Below are 17,412 nucleotides of genomic sequence, written 5' to 3' on the forward strand. Positions count from 1 at the left end.
AGACCGACCGATGCGACGACAGACGCTCGCGGCGCTGGCGCTGGTTCCGGCCCTCGCCCTCGGCCTGCAGGGCTGCGGGGCCGAGGGCAAGGGCGCGGGGGCGAGCAGCACCGCCAAGAAGGCCAGCGACCAGGAGAAGATGCGGAAGTTCGCCCAGTGCATGCGCGACAACGGGGTGGACATGAAGGACCCGAGCGGGGACGGCCGGATCGAGATCCGGTCGTCCGCCGGACCGGGCAAGGGCGGCCCCGACAAGCCGGACGGCAAGATCCAGGCGGCGCAGAAGAAGTGCGCGCACCTGATGCCGAACGGCGGCAAGCCGCCCAAGCCGAAGCCGGAGGAGCTGGCGAAGATGCGCGCCATGTCGAAGTGCATGCGCGACAACGGCATCAGCGAGTTCCCCGACCCCGACCCCGACGGCGGCATCAAGATCCAGGCCGGCAAGGGCACCGGCATCGACCCGGGGAGCCAGAAGTTCAAGAACGCGCAGAAGGCGTGCTCGAAGTTCTCGCCGGACGGCGGCAAGGGCCCCTCGACGACCGTCGGCGGCGACTAGTGGCCAGGACACGCGTGATCGTCTTCGGCGCGGCGGGCGTGATCGTGGCCGGCGGCGCGGGTCTCGCGACGGCCGGGCTGGGCGGAGGCGGCGACCCGGCCGCCGCGCACAGCTCCCTGCCGCCCGCGACGGCGGCGATCGAGCGGACGACGCTCGTCGAGACGCAGGACGTGGACGGGACGCTCGGCTACGGCAACACGCGCACCATCGCCGGAGCCGGGAACGGCACCCTCACCTGGCTGGCGGGGCCCGGCTCGGTGATCCCCAGGGGCAGGTCGGTGTACCGGGTCGACAACAAGCCGGTGCCGCTGCTGTACGGGAGGCTGCCGCTGTACCGGGCGCTCTCCGAAGGGACGGAGGGCGCCGACGTCCTGCAGTTCGAACGGAACCTGCGGGCCCTCGGCTACACCGGGTTCACCGTCGACAAGACGTTCGGCGCCTCCACCACCACGGCCGTGAAGCGCTGGCAGGACGACCTCGGCCTGGAGGAGACCGGCCGGATCCAGCCGGGCTCGGCGGTCGTCGCGCCCGGCCGGATCCGCGTGGCCGAACGCAAGGCGAACGTCGGCGACCGCATCGGCGGCGCCGTCCTCACCTACACCGGCACGACCCGCGTGGTGAGCGTCGACCTGGACGTCGAGTACCAGAGGCTCGCGAAGAAGGGCGGTGAGGTGGAGATCGAGCTGCCGTCCGGCGACACGGTCAAGGGACGGATCACCTCGGTCGGGAAGGTCGCCAAGGAGGGGCAGCAGGACCAGCCGACGACCGTCGAGGTCGAGATCGCGGTGGCGAGCCAGCAGAAGCTCGGCTCCTACGACAAGGCGCCCGTCGAGGTGCACATCACCGCGAACAAGCATGACGGCGTCCTCGCCGTGCCGATCGGCGCGCTGCTGGCCCAGGGCGACGGCGGCTACGCCGTCCAGGTCGTGGAGGGCGGGCGGGTCCGCACGGTGCCGGTGGAGACCGGCGTGTTCACCGACGGCCAGGTCGAGATCTCCGGATCGGGGCTGTCCGAGGGCATGAAGGTCGGGGTGCCCTCGTGAGCGGCGAAGCGCGGGAAGGGGAATGGGAGGTCGTTCCGCCGCAGCGGGCCGGGAGCGCGGTCGTCGAGCTTCGCGAGGCGACCAAGACCTATCCGGGCGGGGTCACCGCGCTGGACGGGGTGTCGCTGACCGTGGAGGAGCGCGAGCTGGTCGCGATCGTCGGGCCGTCCGGGTCCGGGAAGTCGACGATGCTGCACCTGATCGGCACGCTCGACCGGCCGAGCGCCGGCACCGTGCTGGTCGAGGGCACGGACGTGTCGCGGCTCTCGGACCGGCGGCTGTCGGCGCTGCGCGCCCGCCGGATCGGCTTCGTGTTCCAGCAGTTCCATCTCGCCGCCGGGGTCAGCGCGCTCGACAACGTCGCGGACGGGCTCCTGTACGGGGGCGTGCCGCTCGCCCAGCGGCGCCGCAAGGCGCGCCGCGCCCTGGAGCGCGTCGGGCTCGGGCACCGGCTCGGCCACCGGCCGCATCAGCTGTCCGGCGGGGAGAAGCAGCGCGTGGCGATCGCCCGCGCGGTCGTCGGGGAGCCCGCGCTGCTGCTGGCGGACGAGCCGACCGGCGCGCTGGACTCGGCGTCGGGCGCGGGCGTGCTGGACCTGCTGCGCGAGCTGTCGGGCGGCGGGACGACGGTCGTGCTGATCACGCACGACCGGGACATCGCCGCGCTGCTGCCCCGGCAGGTGCGGATGCGCGACGGCCGGATCGTGCACGACGACGCACGGTTGGAGGCGGCCCGATGAAGCGCGGCGCACAGAAGGACGGCACGGTGAACGCGGCGGCCCCGCCCGGGGACGGGCCGGCGCGGCTCGGCCCGCGCGACGTGCTGCGGGTCGGCGCCGCCGGTCTGCGGTCCCGCCCGATGCGGGTGTTCCTGTCCGCCCTCGGCATCGCGATCGGCATCGCCGCGATGATCGGCGTGGTCGGCATCTCGACGTCCAGCCGGGCCCAGCTGCAGGCGACGCTCGACCGGCTCGGCACCAACCTGCTCACGGTGGGGCCCGGCCGGGACTTCTTCGGGGAGGACTCGAAGCTGCCGGAGGAGTCCGTCGGCATGGTGAGCCGGATGCCGGAGGTGGACTCGGCGTCCGCGACGGCGAAGCTGAGCGACACCAACGTCTACCGCAACGACCACATCCCGGAGGGCGAGAGCGGCGGGATCAGCGTCTTCGCGGCCCGTCTCGACCTGCCGAAGACCGTCGGCCTTACGATGGCCACCGGGACGTGGCTGAACGCGGGCACGGCGAAGTACCCGGCGGTGGTGCTCGGCTCGGACACAGCCGAGCAGCTCGGGGTGTCGACGCCGAACGTCCAGGTGTGGCTCGGCTCGCAGTGGTTCACGGTCGTGGGCATCCTGGAACCGACCCAGCTGGCGCCGGAGCTGGACTCGGCCGCGCTCGTCGGCTGGGACGCCGCCGCGGCCCACCTCGGTTTCGACGGCCATCCGACCACCGTCTACACCCGGGCCCGCAAGGACGCTGTGGAGAAGGTGCGGGACCTGCTCGCGGCCACCGCGAACCCGCAGGCGCCGAACGAGGTCGAGGTCAGCCGCCCCTCGGACGCGCTGGCCGCCCAGAACGCCACCGACAAGGCGTTCACCGGCCTGCTCCTCGGACTCGGCGGCGTCGCGCTGCTGGTCGGCGGCGTCGGCGTCGCCAACACGATGGTGATCTCCGTCCTGGAACGCCGCGCCGAGATCGGCCTGCGCCGCTCGCTCGGCGCGACCCGCGGCCAGATCAGGCTGCAGTTCCTCACCGAGTCGCAGTTGCTCGCCGCGCTCGGCGGCGTCGGCGGCGTGGCGATCGGCATCGTGGTCACCGCGGTCTTCGCCGTGTCGCAGGGCTGGCCGACCGTCGTCCCGGTGTGGGCGATGGCCGGCGGCGTCCTCGCCACACTGCTCATCGGCGGCGTCGCCGGCCTCTACCCGGCCCTCCGCGCCGCCCGCCTGGCCCCCACCGAGGCCCTCGCGGCACCGTGACGATGCAGGCCGTCGGCCCAGGGGCCGCCGCCTGGGCCGACGCTCTCATCTCACGCCGTAGAGGTGTTCCAGGGCGAGCTGGTCGAGGTGTTCGAAGGCGGTGCGGCGGGCGCCGAGGGTCTCGGCGTCTGCGGTGGCGTCGCGGACGGAGCGCCAGTCCTCGCCGTCGGCCAGGGTGGGCTGGGCGAGTTCGTCCAGCTTGGCCTGGCGCAGGGCCTCCTGGACGTCGGGGTCAGCGCGGAACGCGCGGACCTTCTCGCGCAGGATCAGCCAATTGCGCATGCAGGCCGCCGCCGACTCCCACACGCCCTCGTCGTCCTCGGTGCGAGGCGGCTTGAAGTCGAAGTGGATCGGGCCGCTGTAGTCGCTGTTCTCGATCAGGTCGACGACCCAGAAGGCGCCGCGCGTGTTGCCGGCTCCGAAGCGGAGGTCCTGGTCGTAGCGGGGGCCGTGCTGCCCGTTCAGGTCGATGTGGAACAGCTTGCCCTGCCACAGGGCCTGGGCGAGGCCGTGCGCGTAGTTGAGGCCGGCCATCTCCTCGTGCCCGACCTCGGGGTTCAGGCCGACGTCGCCGGGGCGTTCCAGGGTCTGGATGAACGCGAGGGCGTGGCCGATGGTGGGCAGCAGGATGTCGCCGCGCGGCTCGTTCGGCTTCGGCTCGATCGCGAAGCGCAGGTCGTAGCCCTGGTCGGCGACGTAGGCGCCGAGCACGTCGAACGCCTCCTTGTAGCGGTCCAGCGCCGCCCGGACGTCCTTGGCGGCGCCGGACTCGGCGCCCTCACGTCCGCCCCAGCACACGTAGGTGCGGGCGCCGAGCTCGGCGGCGAGGTCCAGGTTGTCCATGACCTTGCGGAGCGCGAACCGGCGGACGTCGCGGTCGTTGGCCGTGAACGCGCCGTCCTTGAAGATCGGGTGGCCGAACAGGTTGGTGGTGGCGGTGGTGACGACCAGGCCCGTCTCGTCGAGGGCCTTGCGGAACGCGTCGATCCTCTCCTGCCGCTCGGCGGCCGTGGCGTCGAAGTCGAACACGTCGTTGTCGTGGAAGTTCACGCCGTAGGCGCCGACCTCGGCCAGCTTGCGCACGGCGCGGTCGGCGGGCATCGGCGGGCGGGTGCCGGGGCCGAACACGTCGACGCCCTGCCAGCCGACCGTCCAGATGCCGAACGAGAAGCGGTCTTCCGGCACCGGTGTGTAGTCGCTCAAGGGAATCCTCCTCAGATCTCCGGGGCGGAGTCGCGCAGCGCCGCATAGCGCTCGCGGACGTCCGTCCCGGTGTGCTCGCTGGTGTGCTCGGTCGAGGGCCGTGCGGGCCATTCGGGGGGTTCCGGCGTCCCGGCGAGTGCCCAGGCGGCCTGGCGGGCGGCGCCGAGGGCGACGTACTCGGCGGGTTCGGGGACGGTCACCGGCGTCCCGAAGATCGCCGGGGCGAGCGCGCGGACGGCCGCGGACCGGGCGCCGCCGCCGATCAGCAGGGTGCGGCGCGGCCGGACGCCCTGCGCGGCGAGATGGTCGACGGCGTCGGCGAGCGAACACAGCAGAGCCTCCACGGCGGCACGGGCCACGTTCTGCCGCGTCGCGTTGGACGTGGTCAGCCCGGCGAGCACGCCGGTCGCGTCCGGGCGGTCGGGGGTGCGTTCGCCGTCGAGATAGGGCAGCAGCGTCAGGCCTCCGGCACCGGGCTCGGCGGCCAGGGCGAGGGCGGACAGCTCGTCCAGGGCGGCGCCGGTCATCGCGGCGGCGGCCGACAGGACCCGCGCGGCGTTCAGCGTGCACACGAGGGGCAGGAACCGGCCGGTCGCGTCGGCGAAGCCCGCGACCAGGCCGGACGGGTCGGCGGCGGGCCCGTCCGCGACCGCGAACGCCGTCCCGGAGGTGCCGATCGACACCACGACGTCGCCGGGCCGCAGCCCGAGGCCGAGCGCGGCGCCCATGTTGTCGCCGGTGCCGGGCCCGAGCGTGGCGCCCCAGGCCGTCTCGCCGGCGCGCTCGCCGGGGGCGGCGACGCGCGGCGTCTCCGCGTCGTGGCCGAGCGCGGCGCGCAGCAGGTCCGGCAGGTAGGCGCCGGACGCGGGGGACCAGTAGCCGGTGCCCGAGGCGTCACCGCGGTCCGTGACCGGTTCGCGCGCGCCCAGCCGCAGCGTCAGCCAGTCGTGGGGAAGCATGACCCGCTCGGTGCGCCGCGCGTTCTCCGGCTCGTGCTCGGCCATCCAGCGCAGTTTGGTCACGGTGAACGACGCGAGTGGCACGCTGCCGGTCCGCTCCGCCCACGCCTTCGCGCCGCCGCACTCCTCGACGAGCGCGCGGGCCTGCGGCGCCGAGCGGGTGTCGTTCCACAGCAGGGCGGGGCGGACGACCTCGCCCGCGCCGTCCAGCGCGACCATGCCGTGCTGCTGGGCGGCGACCGCGACCGCGTCGGCCCGTTCGAGCAGCTCCCGGACCTGGGACAGCGCGTCCTGCCAGTGGTCGGGGTGGCACTCGGTGCCGTCGGGATGCGGTGCGGACGCCTCCGCCACCACGGCGCCGTCGTCCGCGCGGCACAGCACGACCTTCGTCGACTGGGTCGAGGAGTCGATGCCCGCGACCAGGCGCTCGGACATCCGTCCCGCCTTTCGTAAAGAGCTTGGACTAATTAACCTAGCAGAGGGTCTCCGCCCTGCCTATACACCCGATTCATTTAGGGTTTGTCCATGACGAAGTCCGCGAACGCCCCCGTCCGGCACGCGACGATGCGTGAGCGGAACCTCGCCGTCGTCCTGGAGCAGGTGGCGCGTCACCAGCCGGTCACCAGGGCGCGCCTGGCCGACCTCACCGGCTTCACCAAGACCACCGTGTCCAACCTCGTCGCCTTGCTGGAGGGCGCGGGACTGGTCCGGGACGGGGCGCCCGTCCATGAGGGGGAGCGCGGGCGTCCCGGCGTCGGCGTGTCCCTGCACGGCGACGGCGCCGCCGGGCTCGGGCTTGAGGTCAACGTCGACTACCTCGCCGCCTGCGTCCTGGACCTCGCCAAGCAGGTCCGCTACCGGCATGTGATCAGTTCCGACAACCGCGACCGGGAGCCCGGCGCGGTCCTCGCCGCCCTCTCCGCACTCGCGGACGAGGCGGTCGCGGCCGCCGCCGGGCAGGGGCTGACCGTCGCCGGCGCCGCGGTCGCCCTGCCCGGACTGCTCGACCGCGACACCGGCGTGGTGCGGCACGCCCCGAACCTCGGCTGGACGGACGTCGCCATCACCGGCACACCCGGCCTCGCGATGGCGCTGCCCGCCGAGTACGACAACGAGGCCAACCTGGCCGCCCTGGGCGAGCTGTGGTTCGGCGACGGCGCCCGGTTCGGCGACTTCGTGCACGTCTCCGGCGAGATCGGGATCGGCGCCGGCATCGTCGTGGACGGGCGCGTGTTCCGCGGCGCGCACGGCTTCGCCGGTGAACTCGGGCATCTCGTCGCCGAGCCGTCCGGCCCCCCGTGCTCCTGCGGAGGGCGCGGCTGCCTGGAGCAGATCGCCGGCCAGGACGCGATGCTCCGCGCGGCCGGCCTCCCGGTGACGCGCCCGGCCGCCGGCCCCGAGGGATCGGTGGGCCGGCTCGTCGACCGGCTGAACGCGGGCGACCCGGCGGCCCTGGAGGCGGTGACGCGGGCTGGGCGGGCGCTCGGCGGCGCGCTCGCCTCGGCCGTCAACCTGATCGACCCCGACACCATCGTGCTCGGCGGGGTCTTCTCGCCGCTGGCCGCGTGGGTCCGGCCGCCGCTGGAGTCCGTCCTCGCGGACGGTTCCGGAGCGCTGCGGCGGGGCGCGCCGCCGGTCGAGGTCTCCGGGCTGGCGGAGGGCGCCGCGGTCCTCGGCGCCGCCGGCCTCGTCGTGGAGCGCGTGATCGCCGACCCCGCGCTCCTCCTTTAGAGCGGGACGTACTCGAACCAGGCGAAGTCGGCGTGGTTGCCGCTCGCCCGGCCGTTGGAGGTCGCGTAGAGGCCGATGTAGGCGCCGGTGAAACCGCCCGCGACCTGGCTGCTCAGGATGTCGCCGTCCACCGGCTCGCCGAGCGGCGTCCAATCCCCTGGCACGGTGCAGTACGACGCCTGGTACCAGCGTCCGTGGGCCTCGAAACCCAGCCGGACAGGGCCTGGAACGGCCGGCCCCTTGGCCAGCACCGTCTCGACGCCCTGCTCCCGCTTGACGAGGCGCAACCCCTGGCTCGTCGACACCAGCAGCACGTGGAAGTCGCTGTTCTGGACGAGGGCGAGCCCCGCCCACTCCTCGTAGACGGGGGTGAAGTCCAGCGCGGTGAAGGCGGCGAAGGCCCGGTGCTGCTGCCGTCGCCCGACGAATGAGGGGTTGGCGACGTCGGCGAGGCTCTCCGGACGGACGCGCAGCCGCAGATGTCCCGGACGATCGGCCAGGCTCCACCAGCGTTCGCGGGGAGTCCGCAGCATGTTCCACACGGGACCGAGTTCGGGCCCGTCGAACTGGTCGCACCTCGGTACCGCCGGCCACGGATGCGGTGGCAGCGACGGGACCGGGTGGCTCGGCTCGACCCGCCCCCCGGCGACCGGCCAGCCGTCCTCCCAGGTGACCGGGGTCAGGAACGTCTCCCGGCCGAGGTTGCACCGGTCGCCGTGGTGCGGCCGCATGCCGAGCAGGACCATCCACCATTCGCCGTCCGGGGTCTCCACGAGATCGGCGTGTCCGGTCCCGACGATCGGGTGCCCGGTTCCGAGGTTCCGGTGGGTCAGCACCGGGTTGCGCGGATTCCCCTCGTACGGTCCGGTGACGGTGTCGGCGCGCGCGACCATCACGGCATGGTCCATCGCCGTGCCGCCCTCGGCGGTGAGCAGGTGGTACCGGCCGTCGATCTTGTAGAGGTGGGAGCCCTCGGACCAGATCGCGCCCTTGACCGCCCCGTCCCAGATCACGTGCTCGGTACCGGTCAGGGCCAGTGCGGACGGGTCGAACTCGCGCAGCCAGATCTCGGTGTGCCCCTCGTACTTCCCGGTCGGCCGGGTGCCGGTGCACCACGCGCGCCCGTCGTCGTCGAAGAACAGGGACGGGTCGATCCCGTCGCCGGCGAGCCGGCGGGCGTCCGACCACGGCCCGGCGGGATCGGGTGCGGTCATCACGAAGTGGCCCGACCACTCGGTGCCGTCCACGAGCGTGCAGACCAGGTAGAAGGTGCCGTCGTGGTGGCGCAGCGTCGGCGCGTACAGGCCACCGGAGGCGGGGACCCCGTCCAGGGGGAGTTGCTCCGGCCGGTCCAGCGCGTGCCCGATCTGCCGCCAGTGCACCAGATCGCGGCTGTGGAACACCGGCAGGCCGGGAAACCATTCGAAGGTCGAGGTCACCAGGTAGAAGTCGTCGCCCGCGCGGCAGATCGACGGGTCGGGGTGGAAGCCCGGCAGCACCGGGTTGCCGAACACGGTCATAGCGGCGTGACCTCGACCGGGACGGTCATGACGCGGTCCGGGCCGAGCTCGCGGACGGGGCCGTCCAGCGTGAACGAGCCGCGCAGCGGCAGATCGGCGCTCGACCGGCCGACCGCGACCTCGACGACGCCCGGTTCGACGATGCGCCGCAGGTCGGGACCCGTGAACGAGGTCCGGTCGGCGTGCACCCGGAACTCGGCCCGTGCCGCCTCGCCCGGCTGCAGCCGGATCCTCGCCCAGCCGGCGAGCCAGCGCGCCGGGCGCACCACCGAAGCGACCGGGTCGGACAGGTACAGCTGCGCCACCTCCGTTCCGGCGCGTTCCCCGGTGTTGCGGACGACGGCGCTGACCGTGACCGTCCCGTCGGTGGCCGCCCGCTCGCCGGCCTTCAGGTCCGAGTACTCGAAGGACGTCCAGGTCAGGCCGTACCCGAACGGGTAGAGCGGGACGGGGTCGACCATGCTCCAGTCGTGCCCGCCGTCCATCAGCGACCGCAGGTAGGTGACGGGCGGCCCGGACGCGCGGCGCGGCACGCTGATCGGCATCCGCCCGGACGGCTCGGCCCGCCCCGCGAGGATCCCCGCGACGGCCCGGCCGCCCTCCTCGCCGGGGAAGAACGCCTGCACTACGGCGGCGGCCCGGTCGGCGATGGTCTCGATCGCGTAGGGACGCCCGGTCAGCATCACGATGACCGTGGGCGTCCCCGTGTCCAGGACGGCCGCGGCGAGTTCGGCCTGCCGTCCTGGCAGCGCGAGCGTCTCGGCGTCGCAGCCCTCGCCGGACGTGCCGCGGCCGAACAGCCCGGCCCGGTCGCCGAGCGCGAGCACGCACACCTCGGCGTCCCGCGCCGCCGCGACCGCCGCCTCGATGTCGGCGTCGTCGGCGACGAAGACGTCGTCCGAGCCGGCCACCCGGACGCCGGGGAGCTCGGCGCGCAGCGCGTCCGCCAGCGTCGGGATCTCCACGCCGAGCGGCAGTTCCGGGTGCTGGCGGCCGACGTGGCTCGGGAAGGTGTAGCAGCCCATCATCCCCGACGGGTCGTCCGCGAGCGGCCCGGCCAGCACGACGCCGGAGCCGGAGCGCAGCGGCAGCACGCCGTCGTTCGCCAGCAGAACGACCGACTCCTCGGCCAGCCGGCGGGCCAGCGCCCGGTGCTCGGGAGGATCGAAGTCGAGGGCGGCCCCGTCCCCGCCGGCGGGATCCCCGTCCAGCAGGCCGAGTTCGGCCTTCAGGGTCAGGACGCGGCCGGCGGCGCGGTCGAGCAGCTCCTCCGGGACGGTCCCGCGCCGGACCTGCTCGATCAGCGGAGCGCCGTAGCAGCGGACCGTCGGCAGCTCCACGTCGACGCCGGCGCGCAGCGCGAGCGCGGCGGCCTCGCCCCGCGACCCGGCCACCCGGTGCCGGGTCTCCAGGAACGAGACGCCGAAGTAGTCGGCGACGACGAGGCCGGTGAAGCCCAGCTCCTCGCGCAGCAGGCCGGTCAGCAGGCGCTCGTCGGCCGCGGCGGGCATCCCGTCCACGTCGGTGTAGGAGTGCATGACCGAGCGGGCGCCTCCGTCGCGCAGCGCCATCACGAACGGCTCCAGGACGACGTCGGCGAACTCGCGCGGCCCGATGGGCGTCGGGGCCATGTTCCGGCCGGCGCGGGACGCGGAGTACCCCGCGAAGTGCTTGAGGGTCGTGACGATGCCGGACCGTTCCATGGCGCTCACATAGGCGGTGCCGAGGACCCCGACGAGATAGGGGTCCTCGCCGATGCACTCCTCCGTCCGGCCCCAGCGCGCGTCGCGGACCACGTCCAGCACCGGCGCGAGGCCCTGGTGGACGCCGGCCGCCCGCATGCTCGCACCGATGGCCGCGGCCATCTCGGCCACGAGCTCGGGGTCGAAGGTGGCGCCCCACGCGGGCGGGCTGGGGAACACGGTGGCGCCCCAGGTCATGAAGCCGTTGAGGCACTCTTCGTGCACGATCGCCGGGACGCCGAACCGGTTCCCGGCGGCGACGCGGCCCTGCAGGTCGCGGAGCCGGGCGGCGCCCTCGGCCGGCGTGACCGGGACGGTGCCGAACACCCGGGTGAGCTGGCCGAGCCCGCGGTCCAGGACGTCCTCCAGGGACGGGGCGTCCTCGTGCGAGTCGTCCTCCATCGGCGCCACGGGCTCGCCCGGCTCGGCGGGCATCGCCCAGAAGCCGGCGAGCTGGCCCGCCTTCTCCTCCGGCGTCATCCGGGCCAGCAGGTCGGCGACCCGCTCGGCGGCCGGCAGCCCGCGGTCCCGCCAGGGCTCGCGGGTCGCGCTCGCGGCCGGGACGGCTCCGGTCTCCGTTCCGGGTGCGGGGACGACCCCCCGCACCCCCCGGATCGCTTCGCTCACTTGTCATCCTCCGAGGGGGGCGGCGGTGCGGTGGAGGCCCGGACGCGCAGGTCGGTGGCCAGCTCCACGCGGGGGGTCAGCGGCGGCCGTCCGTCCAGCAGCTGGAGCAGGGTGCGGGCCGCGACGCGGCCCATCTCCTCCAGCGGCTGCCGGACGGTCGTCAGCGGTGGCGACAGCCACTCGCAGGTGGGCAGGTCGTCGAAGCCGACGACGCTCAGGTCCTCGGGGATGCGCAGCCCGGCGAGCCGGGCCGCCTGGTAGGCGCCCATGGCCTGCTCGTCGCTGCCCGCGAAGATCGCGGTGGGCGGCCCGGGCAGTTCCAGCAGCTCGCGGGTGCGGGCGAAACCGCCCTGGTGGTGGAAGTCGCCGTACCGGACGAGGTCCTTGTCGACCTCGATCCCGGCGCGCTCCAGCGCGGTCCGGTAGCCGTCCACCCGGGCCTGGGTGCAGAGCATGTCGGCGGGGCCGCCGATCATCCCGACGCGGCGGTGGCCGAGCCCGATCAGGTGCTCGGTCGCGGCGAGGCCGCCCGCCCAGTTGGTGGCGCCGACGCTGGCGATCTCGGCGTCCGGCAGGTTCACCGGGTCCACCAGGACGAGCCCGACGCCGGCCCGCTCCAGCTGCTCGCGCTGGCGCCGCGTCATCCGGGACGTCACCAGGATGACCCCGTCGCTGTGGTGCAGCGCGGGCAGGTTCTGCCAGCTCGGCGGCCGGGCGTCGTCCTCGCGGACCAGCGAGACGACGACGCCGGTGCCGTGCTCGGCGCACTCGGCCTCGACGCCGCGCAGGATCTCGACCGCCCACGGGCTGTCGAGGCCGGCCAGGACCAGGTCGATCAGGCCGGACCTGCGGGCGCGGCGCGTCCCGCCCGGGCCGGGGTAGTTGTGGGTGCGCAGCAGCGCCTCCACGCGCTCGCGCGTCGCGGCGGCCACGTCGGTGCGTCCGTTGAGGACCTTGGAGACCGTGGCGGGGGAGACCCCCGCCTCGGACGCGATCAGTGCCAGCGTCGGCCGGGACGGCGGATCCGGCATCTCGTCGGTGGTGCGCACGGGCACGCTTCACTCCTCCCCGAGGAAACGATTGCGAACAGTATCGCAATGTTTCGCTCTCTCCTAGCCCCGAGTTCCGACTTTCTTCCCGGGGTTTGATGGCTAATACCCATTGGACCCTTGACCGTGGAGGGCCCCTTTCTTAGAGTTCCACGGCAACGGAACATCGAAGAGTTTCGAAATCTTTCGAGCGGCCGGCCGTCCGTCCCGCCGCCCCAGGCCCCGCCCACCCCCGATCCAGGAGGCCACCATGGGCACCCCACACCTGTCGCGCCGTTCCTTCCTCACCGCGGTCTCCGCCGGCACCGTCCTCGTCACGGCCGCGCCCATGCTCGCCGCCTGCGGTGGCGACTCCGGGTCGGGGAACGGCAAGGTGACCATCGAGTGGATGGACATCGCGACCACCGAGCCGTCCAAGTCGATCTACCCGCAGGTCGCCAAGGCCTACGAGGCCGCGCACCCGAACGTCAAGATCAAGCTCACCAACCTGGAGAACGAGGCCTTCAAGTCGAAGATGACGGCGCTCGTCGCCTCCGGCAAGCTGCCGGACATCTACGTGACCTGGGGCGGCGGCGTGCTGAAGCAGCAGATCGACGCCGGGCTGGTCAAGGACCTCACCTCCGACGGAGGCAGCCTCCTGAGCACCATCACGCCGGTGTCGCAGAAGGCGTACCAGTTCGACGGGAAGACCTACGCCATTCCGTACGACATGGGCATGGCGGGCTTCTGGTACAACAAGCGGCACTTCGCGAAGGCCGGGATCAAGGACACCCCGAAGACCTGGGCCGAGTTCCTGGACGCCGTCCGCAAGCTCAAGTCCGCGGGCGTGACCCCCATCGCGCTCGGCGGCAAGGACAAGTGGCCCGGCCACTACTACTGGGCCTACCTCGCGATGCGCGTCGGCGGCATGGCCGCGATGGAGCAGGCCGCAAAGAGCAACGACTTCGGCGGCCCGGCGTTCGTCCAGGCGGGCGGGCACCTCAAGGAGCTGGTCGACCTGCAGCCCTTCCAGGCCGGCTTCCAGAACGCCGGGTACGACACGCCCGGCGGTGAGGCCGCCACGATGGGTGCCGGGAAGGCCGGCATGGAGCTGATGGGCCAGTGGGCGCCCGCGGTGGAGAAGGACGCCTCCGGGAAGGGCATCGGCGACGACCTCGGCTGGTTCCCGTTCCCGACCGTCGACGGCGGCCAGGGCACCGTCACCGACGTGTTCGGCGGCGGCAACGGGCACTCGCTCGGCAAGGACGCGCCCAAGGAGGCCATGGACTTCCTCACCTTCCTGATGAACAACGAGAACGAGAGCAAGCTCGTCTCCTCGGGCGCCTTCATGCCGGTCGTCAAGGGCGCCGAGAAATCGTTGAGCGACCCGAACCGCAAGATGGTCGCCGAGGCGCTGGACAACTCCACCGGGTTCCAGCTGTACCTGGACCAGGCGTTCCCGCCCGCCGTCGGGCAGCAGGTCAACGACAGCGTCGCGGCGCTCATCGGCGGCAAGAAGACCGCCGAGGAGGTCGCGCAGCAGGTCACCAAGGTGGCCAAGAGCCAATGACGCTGTCCGCCACCACCGACGACCGGCCGCGGCCCGCCGTACGGGCCCCGCGCAGGCGGGGCCGCTCGGCGCCGGCGGGGAAACGGCTGCGCGGCTGGATCTCGGCCAGTTGGTTCCTGCTGCCGGCACTGCTGCTGTTCTTCTTCTTCGTCCTGATCCCGATCTTCGTCGCGTTCTACACGAGCTTCTTCAAGTGGGGCGGCTTCGGCCGGCCCGAGGACTTCGTCGGCCTGGACAACTACCGGAAGCTGTCCGGCGACCCCGTCTTCCGCGGCGACCTGTGGCGCGGCCTCGTCCTGGTCGTGCTGTCGATCCTCGTCCAGTTGCCGATCGCGCTCGGCACCGCCGTCCTGCTGAACCAGCGGATGCGCGGCCGGGCCGTGTACCGGGCGATCTTCTTCGCGCCCTACATCCTGTCCGAGGTGATCGCGGGCGTCCTGTTCGGCATCATCTTCCTGCCGGGCACCGGGCTCGCCGACAAGCTCGTGGAAGACCTGCCCCTGCTCGGGGGCCTCGCCGGGAAGTGGTTCTCCGACCCCGGCACCGCGCTGCCCACCCTGTTCGCCGTCATGACCTGGAAGTACTTCGGCTTCCACATGATGATCTACCTGGCGGGGCTGCAGGGCATCCCGGCGGAGGTCCTGGAGGCGGCCTCGATCGACGGGGCCGGGCCGTGGCGGCGGTTCCGCGCCGTCACGCTGCCGCTGCTCGGCCCGACCCTGCGGATCAGCGTGTTCCTGTCCGTCATCGGCTCGATCCAGCTGTTCGACCTCGTGTGGGTCACCACGACCGGCGGGCCGACGAATTCCACGGAGACGATGGCCGTCACCATGTTCCAGTTCGGCTTCAAGCGGTACCAGATGGGCTATGCCGGCGCGATCAGCGTGGCCATGTTCCTGATCAGCATGGTCTTCTCCCTGCTGTACCAGCGCTACGCGCTCCGCCGTGACCTGCAGGGCGCCGTCACCTCGGCGGGAGGCCGCCGATGAGCCGTCCCACGGTCGCGCGGAGCCTGTCCCGGCACACACTCGTGTGGGTGCTCGGCTCCTTCATCGTCGTCCCGCTTCTGTACGCGGTCATCTCCGGGTTCAAGACCACCGGCGACCTCACCACGAACCCGATCGGGCTGCCGCATCCCTGGAAGGTGTCGAACTACACCGGCATCCTTTCGTCCGGCGACTTCTGGCGGCAGATCGGCAACAGCGTCATGATCGCCGCCGCCACCGCGCTGATCACCGTCGCGGTGTCGGCGCTGGCGGCGTTCGCGTTCGCCCGCTACGCGTTCCGGGGCCGCGAGTTCTTCTTCACGCTGTTCGCGGCGGGGCTGATGTTCCCGCCCGCCGTGGCGGTGCTGCCGCTGTTCGTCCTGCTGCGCTCGTTCGGGCTCCTGGACAACCCGCTCGGCATCGTGCTGCCGCAGGCCGCGTTCGCGCTGCCCATCACGATCATCATTCTGCGGTCCTTCTTCCGGACGATCCCCGCGGAGCTGGAGGAGGCCGCCATCATGGACGGCTGCACCCGGTTCGGATTCTTCTGGCGCATCCTGCTGCCCATGGCGCGGCCCGCCCTCGGCACCGTGTCGGTCCTCGCCATCGTGACGAGCTGGAACAACTTCTTCCTGCCGCTGCTGGTGCTGGCCGACCCGAAATGGCAGACGATCCCCGTCGGGATCCAGCAGTTCCAGGGGCAGTACGCGACCAACTATGCGCTCGTCATCGCCTACATCGTGCTGGCGATGGTCCCCGCGATCGCCTTCTACGCGGTGGCCGAACGCCAGCTGATCGGCGGGCTCACCGCGGGCGCGACGAAGGGCTGAGCTCGATCTCCAGGGAGAGCAGGCGCGAGCCGAGCCCCTTGCCGTGCGCGTCCAGTGCCAGCGACGTCGTGACGCCGCCGTCCAGCGACTGCCGGCAGACGAACTGCAGCGCGCACAGGTTCGGCAGCTCGTACCGGACGACCTCGCCGCGCACACGGGCACCGAGATGCCGCCGCACCGCCTCGGCCGTCAGCTCCCGGACGAGGTCCGGGTAGTGCTCGTCGCGGTACGGGAACACCGACAGCGTCGAGGTGTCGCCCTTGTCGCCCGCCCTCGCGTGCGCGATCTCATGCAGTGGGACGGGCAACGGGTGCCTCCAGGATCTCGGTGGCGGGGACGACGGCCTCACGGGGCAGCAGCGTCGACACGATGCCGACGACGTCGTCGACCCGCGTGCGGACGCCGCCCCCGCCCGCCGGGCCGTTGGTGTAGAGCGCCTCGACCTCGTGGCACACGTCCTCGGCGTGCCCGGGGTCGCGGGCGAGCGCGGCGACCCGCAGCCGGCACTCGCCGCCGGGGTCGTCCGCCGGGCCGGCCGGTCCGATCACATCAAGGCGCGGGGTGAGGCCCGCCGGGGCGAGCCGTTCCGCGACGATCCGGCCGGCCAGCTCGGCGCGGGCCCTGGCGTTCGGCCCCGCGTAGGAGATCTCGGCCTCGGCGCGGTGACCCGCGTGGTAGCCGACGCTGACCTTCAGCGTGCCCGGACGCGGCCGCCCGGCCGCGCCCCGCACGAGGACGCGGTCGGGACCCGCCTCCTCGACGGTGACTCCGCGCACGTCCAGCAGGACGTCCGGGGTGCGGTACGCGGCCGGGTCGGTGATCTCGTACAGCAGCTGCTCCCGGACGGTCGCGCGCGAGACGAGGCCGCCGGTGCCCGGCAGCTTGCCGATCACGGCGGACCCGTCGGCGCGGACGTCGGCGAACGGGAAGCCGAGGTCGGCCAGGCGGGGGACGTCCTTGACCCCGGGGTCGGCGAAGTAACCGCCGGTGATCTGCCCGGCGCACTCCAGCAGGTGGCCGGCGAGCGTCCCCGCCGCGACGCGGGGCCAGTCGCGGGTCTCCCAGCCGAGCCCGTGCGCGATCGGCGCGAGGAACAGCGACGGGTCCGCGACGCGGCCGGTGAGCACCAGGCCGGCGCCCGCGTCGAGCGCCGGGAGCAGCGCGTCGGCGCCGAGGTAGGCGTTGGCGGAGATGACCGGGCCGTGCTCGCCGATCGGGCGGCCGTCCTCCAGAGCGGGCGCGTCCAGGTCGATCCGGTCGAGCACGTCGTCACCGGTCACGACGGCGATCTTCAGGGTGTCCAGCCCGAGTCCGGCCGCGACGGCGCGGGCGGCCTCGCCCGCGGCGCGCGGGTTGGCGGCGCCCATGTTGGACAGGATCGGCACGCCTCCCCGCACCGCCGGCGGCAGCAGCGCCGTCAGGCGGGCTTGCAGGCGCGGGTCGTAGCCCTGGCCGGGGTCGGCGAGGCGGCGGCGGTGGCCGAGCGCGATCGTCCGCTCGGCCAGGCATTCCAGGACGAGCGCGTCCAGGTTCCCGCGCTCGGCGAGGTCCACGGCCGGTCCGATCCGGTCGCCGCCGAACCCCGCGCCGCTGCCGATCCGCACGCTGCGGTCCGGTCGTGCCATGTCGTCCCCCGATCCGG

General features: G+C 73.2%; 15 protein-coding genes. 8 read left to right on the forward strand and 7 right to left on the reverse strand.

The features are described 5' to 3' along the window. Positions 1 to 10 precede the first annotated feature (10 nt). The 4 genes from ACQPZP_RS19645 (at position 11) to ACQPZP_RS19660 (ending at position 3,574) form a co-directional block, all read left to right on the forward strand. Entirely contained in the window at positions 11 to 556 is a 546-nt protein-coding gene (locus ACQPZP_RS19645) for a hypothetical protein (RefSeq protein WP_433479044.1), read from the forward strand. 14 nt (positions 557 to 570) lie between these two features. Then, positions 571 to 1,599, forward strand: a complete 1,029-nt coding sequence (locus tag ACQPZP_RS19650; RefSeq protein ID WP_433479045.1) for a peptidoglycan-binding protein — start codon at positions 571 to 573, stop codon at positions 1,597 to 1,599. Between the two features lie 110 nt (positions 1,600 to 1,709). Beyond that, complete coding sequence (locus tag ACQPZP_RS19655; protein ID WP_433479640.1) at positions 1,710 to 2,339, forward strand: ABC transporter ATP-binding protein; 630 nt, start codon at positions 1,710 to 1,712, stop codon at positions 2,337 to 2,339. Beyond that, on the forward strand, positions 2,336 to 3,574 hold the full coding sequence (locus ACQPZP_RS19660; protein WP_433479046.1) for an ABC transporter permease: 1,239 nt from the start codon (positions 2,336 to 2,338) through the stop codon (positions 3,572 to 3,574). Before ACQPZP_RS19655 ends, ACQPZP_RS19660 begins: the two co-directional genes overlap by 4 nt. Before the next feature lie 45 nt (positions 3,575 to 3,619). On the opposite strand, the gene xylA is transcribed toward ACQPZP_RS19660, so the two are convergent. Both xylA and xylB read right to left on the reverse strand, forming a co-directional pair. Then, entirely contained in the window at positions 3,620 to 4,777 is a 1,158-nt protein-coding gene (xylA, locus tag ACQPZP_RS19665; RefSeq protein WP_433479047.1) for a xylose isomerase, read from the reverse strand. A gap of 11 nt (positions 4,778 to 4,788) precedes the next feature. Next, entirely contained in the window at positions 4,789 to 6,171 is a 1,383-nt protein-coding gene (xylB, locus tag ACQPZP_RS19670) for a xylulokinase (RefSeq protein ID WP_433479048.1), read from the reverse strand. A 90-nt stretch (positions 6,172 to 6,261) separates the two neighbouring features. Here xylB and ACQPZP_RS19675 point away from each other — a divergent pair, with 90 nt between their 5' ends. Further along, positions 6,262 to 7,467 (forward strand): ROK family protein, encoded by a 1,206-nt coding sequence (locus ACQPZP_RS19675; RefSeq protein WP_433479049.1) that lies wholly within the window; start codon positions 6,262 to 6,264, stop codon positions 7,465 to 7,467. On the opposite strand, the gene ACQPZP_RS19680 is transcribed toward ACQPZP_RS19675, so the two are convergent. Genes ACQPZP_RS19680 through ACQPZP_RS19690 form a run of 3 tightly spaced genes read right to left on the reverse strand, consistent with a single transcriptional unit; the run spans position 7,464 to position 12,387 of the window. Next, positions 7,464 to 8,987 (reverse strand): glycoside hydrolase family 43 protein, encoded by a 1,524-nt coding sequence (locus ACQPZP_RS19680; protein ID WP_433479050.1) that lies wholly within the window; start codon positions 8,985 to 8,987, stop codon positions 7,464 to 7,466. The two genes, ACQPZP_RS19675 and ACQPZP_RS19680, sit on opposite strands and share 4 nt — an antisense overlap. After that, positions 8,984 to 11,356: a beta-glucosidase family protein gene (locus ACQPZP_RS19685; protein WP_433479051.1), complete on the reverse strand. Its 2,373-nt coding sequence runs from the start codon at positions 11,354 to 11,356 to the stop codon at positions 8,984 to 8,986. Before ACQPZP_RS19685 ends, ACQPZP_RS19680 begins: the two co-directional genes overlap by 4 nt. Next, positions 11,353 to 12,387, reverse strand: coding sequence for a LacI family DNA-binding transcriptional regulator (locus ACQPZP_RS19690; protein WP_433479641.1), 1,035 nt, complete (start codon positions 12,385 to 12,387; stop codon positions 11,353 to 11,355). Before ACQPZP_RS19690 ends, ACQPZP_RS19685 begins: the two co-directional genes overlap by 4 nt. Positions 12,388 to 12,655: 268 nt before the next feature. On the opposite strand from ACQPZP_RS19690, the gene ACQPZP_RS19695 reads away from it, so the two are divergent. The 3 genes from ACQPZP_RS19695 to ACQPZP_RS19705 are packed head-to-tail and all read left to right on the forward strand — an operon-like array spanning position 12,656 to position 15,770. Continuing rightward, positions 12,656 to 13,954, forward strand: a complete 1,299-nt coding sequence (locus ACQPZP_RS19695) for an extracellular solute-binding protein (RefSeq protein ID WP_433479052.1) — start codon at positions 12,656 to 12,658, stop codon at positions 13,952 to 13,954. Continuing rightward, complete coding sequence (locus ACQPZP_RS19700; RefSeq protein WP_433479053.1) at positions 13,951 to 14,943, forward strand: carbohydrate ABC transporter permease; 993 nt, start codon at positions 13,951 to 13,953, stop codon at positions 14,941 to 14,943. The genes ACQPZP_RS19695 and ACQPZP_RS19700 overlap by 4 nt, the downstream gene beginning before the upstream one ends. Then, positions 14,940 to 15,770 (forward strand): carbohydrate ABC transporter permease, encoded by an 831-nt coding sequence (locus ACQPZP_RS19705; protein WP_433479054.1) that lies wholly within the window; start codon positions 14,940 to 14,942, stop codon positions 15,768 to 15,770. The genes ACQPZP_RS19700 and ACQPZP_RS19705 overlap by 4 nt, the downstream gene beginning before the upstream one ends. Here the strand turns inward: ACQPZP_RS19705 and ACQPZP_RS19710 are convergent. Both ACQPZP_RS19710 and ACQPZP_RS19715 read right to left on the reverse strand, forming a co-directional pair. Next, positions 15,745 to 16,077 (reverse strand): AtuA-related protein, encoded by a 333-nt coding sequence (locus ACQPZP_RS19710; RefSeq protein ID WP_433479055.1) that lies wholly within the window; start codon positions 16,075 to 16,077, stop codon positions 15,745 to 15,747. The two genes, ACQPZP_RS19705 and ACQPZP_RS19710, sit on opposite strands and share 26 nt — an antisense overlap. Continuing rightward, positions 16,058 to 17,395 carry an acyclic terpene utilization AtuA family protein gene (locus ACQPZP_RS19715; protein ID WP_433479056.1) on the reverse strand — a complete coding sequence of 446 codons (1,338 nt, stop codon included), beginning with the start codon at positions 17,393 to 17,395 and terminating at the stop codon, positions 16,058 to 16,060. Before ACQPZP_RS19715 ends, ACQPZP_RS19710 begins: the two co-directional genes overlap by 20 nt. Between the last annotated feature and the right edge of the window lie 17 nt (positions 17,396 to 17,412).

Origin of the sequence: Spirillospora sp. CA-142024 (assembly GCF_050942325.1) — a bacterium.
Lineage (GTDB): Bacteria > Actinomycetota > Actinomycetes > Streptosporangiales > Streptosporangiaceae > Spirillospora.

Excerpts from the sequence above, each read along its gene's own strand:
- ACQPZP_RS19695 (WP_433479052.1), top strand. The coding sequence starts at position 12,656 with ATGGGCACCCCACACCTGTCGCGCCGTTCCTTCCTCACCGCGGTCTCC.
- ACQPZP_RS19705 (WP_433479054.1), top strand. The coding sequence starts at position 14,940 with ATGAGCCGTCCCACGGTCGCGCGGAGCCTGTCCCGGCACACACTCGTG.
- ACQPZP_RS19675 (WP_433479049.1), top strand. The coding sequence starts at position 6,262 with ATGACGAAGTCCGCGAACGCCCCCGTCCGGCACGCGACGATGCGTGAG.
- ACQPZP_RS19680 (WP_433479050.1), bottom strand. The coding sequence starts at position 8,987 with ATGACCGTGTTCGGCAACCCGGTGCTGCCGGGCTTCCACCCCGACCCG.
- ACQPZP_RS19645 (WP_433479044.1), top strand. The coding sequence starts at position 11 with ATGCGACGACAGACGCTCGCGGCGCTGGCGCTGGTTCCGGCCCTCGCC.
- ACQPZP_RS19660 (WP_433479046.1), top strand. The coding sequence starts at position 2,336 with ATGAAGCGCGGCGCACAGAAGGACGGCACGGTGAACGCGGCGGCCCCG.
- xylB (WP_433479048.1), bottom strand. The coding sequence starts at position 6,171 with ATGTCCGAGCGCCTGGTCGCGGGCATCGACTCCTCGACCCAGTCGACG.
- ACQPZP_RS19715 (WP_433479056.1), bottom strand. The coding sequence starts at position 17,395 with ATGGCACGACCGGACCGCAGCGTGCGGATCGGCAGCGGCGCGGGGTTC.
- ACQPZP_RS19690 (WP_433479641.1), bottom strand. The coding sequence starts at position 12,387 with ATGCCGGATCCGCCGTCCCGGCCGACGCTGGCACTGATCGCGTCCGAG.
- ACQPZP_RS19700 (WP_433479053.1), top strand. The coding sequence starts at position 13,951 with ATGACGCTGTCCGCCACCACCGACGACCGGCCGCGGCCCGCCGTACGG.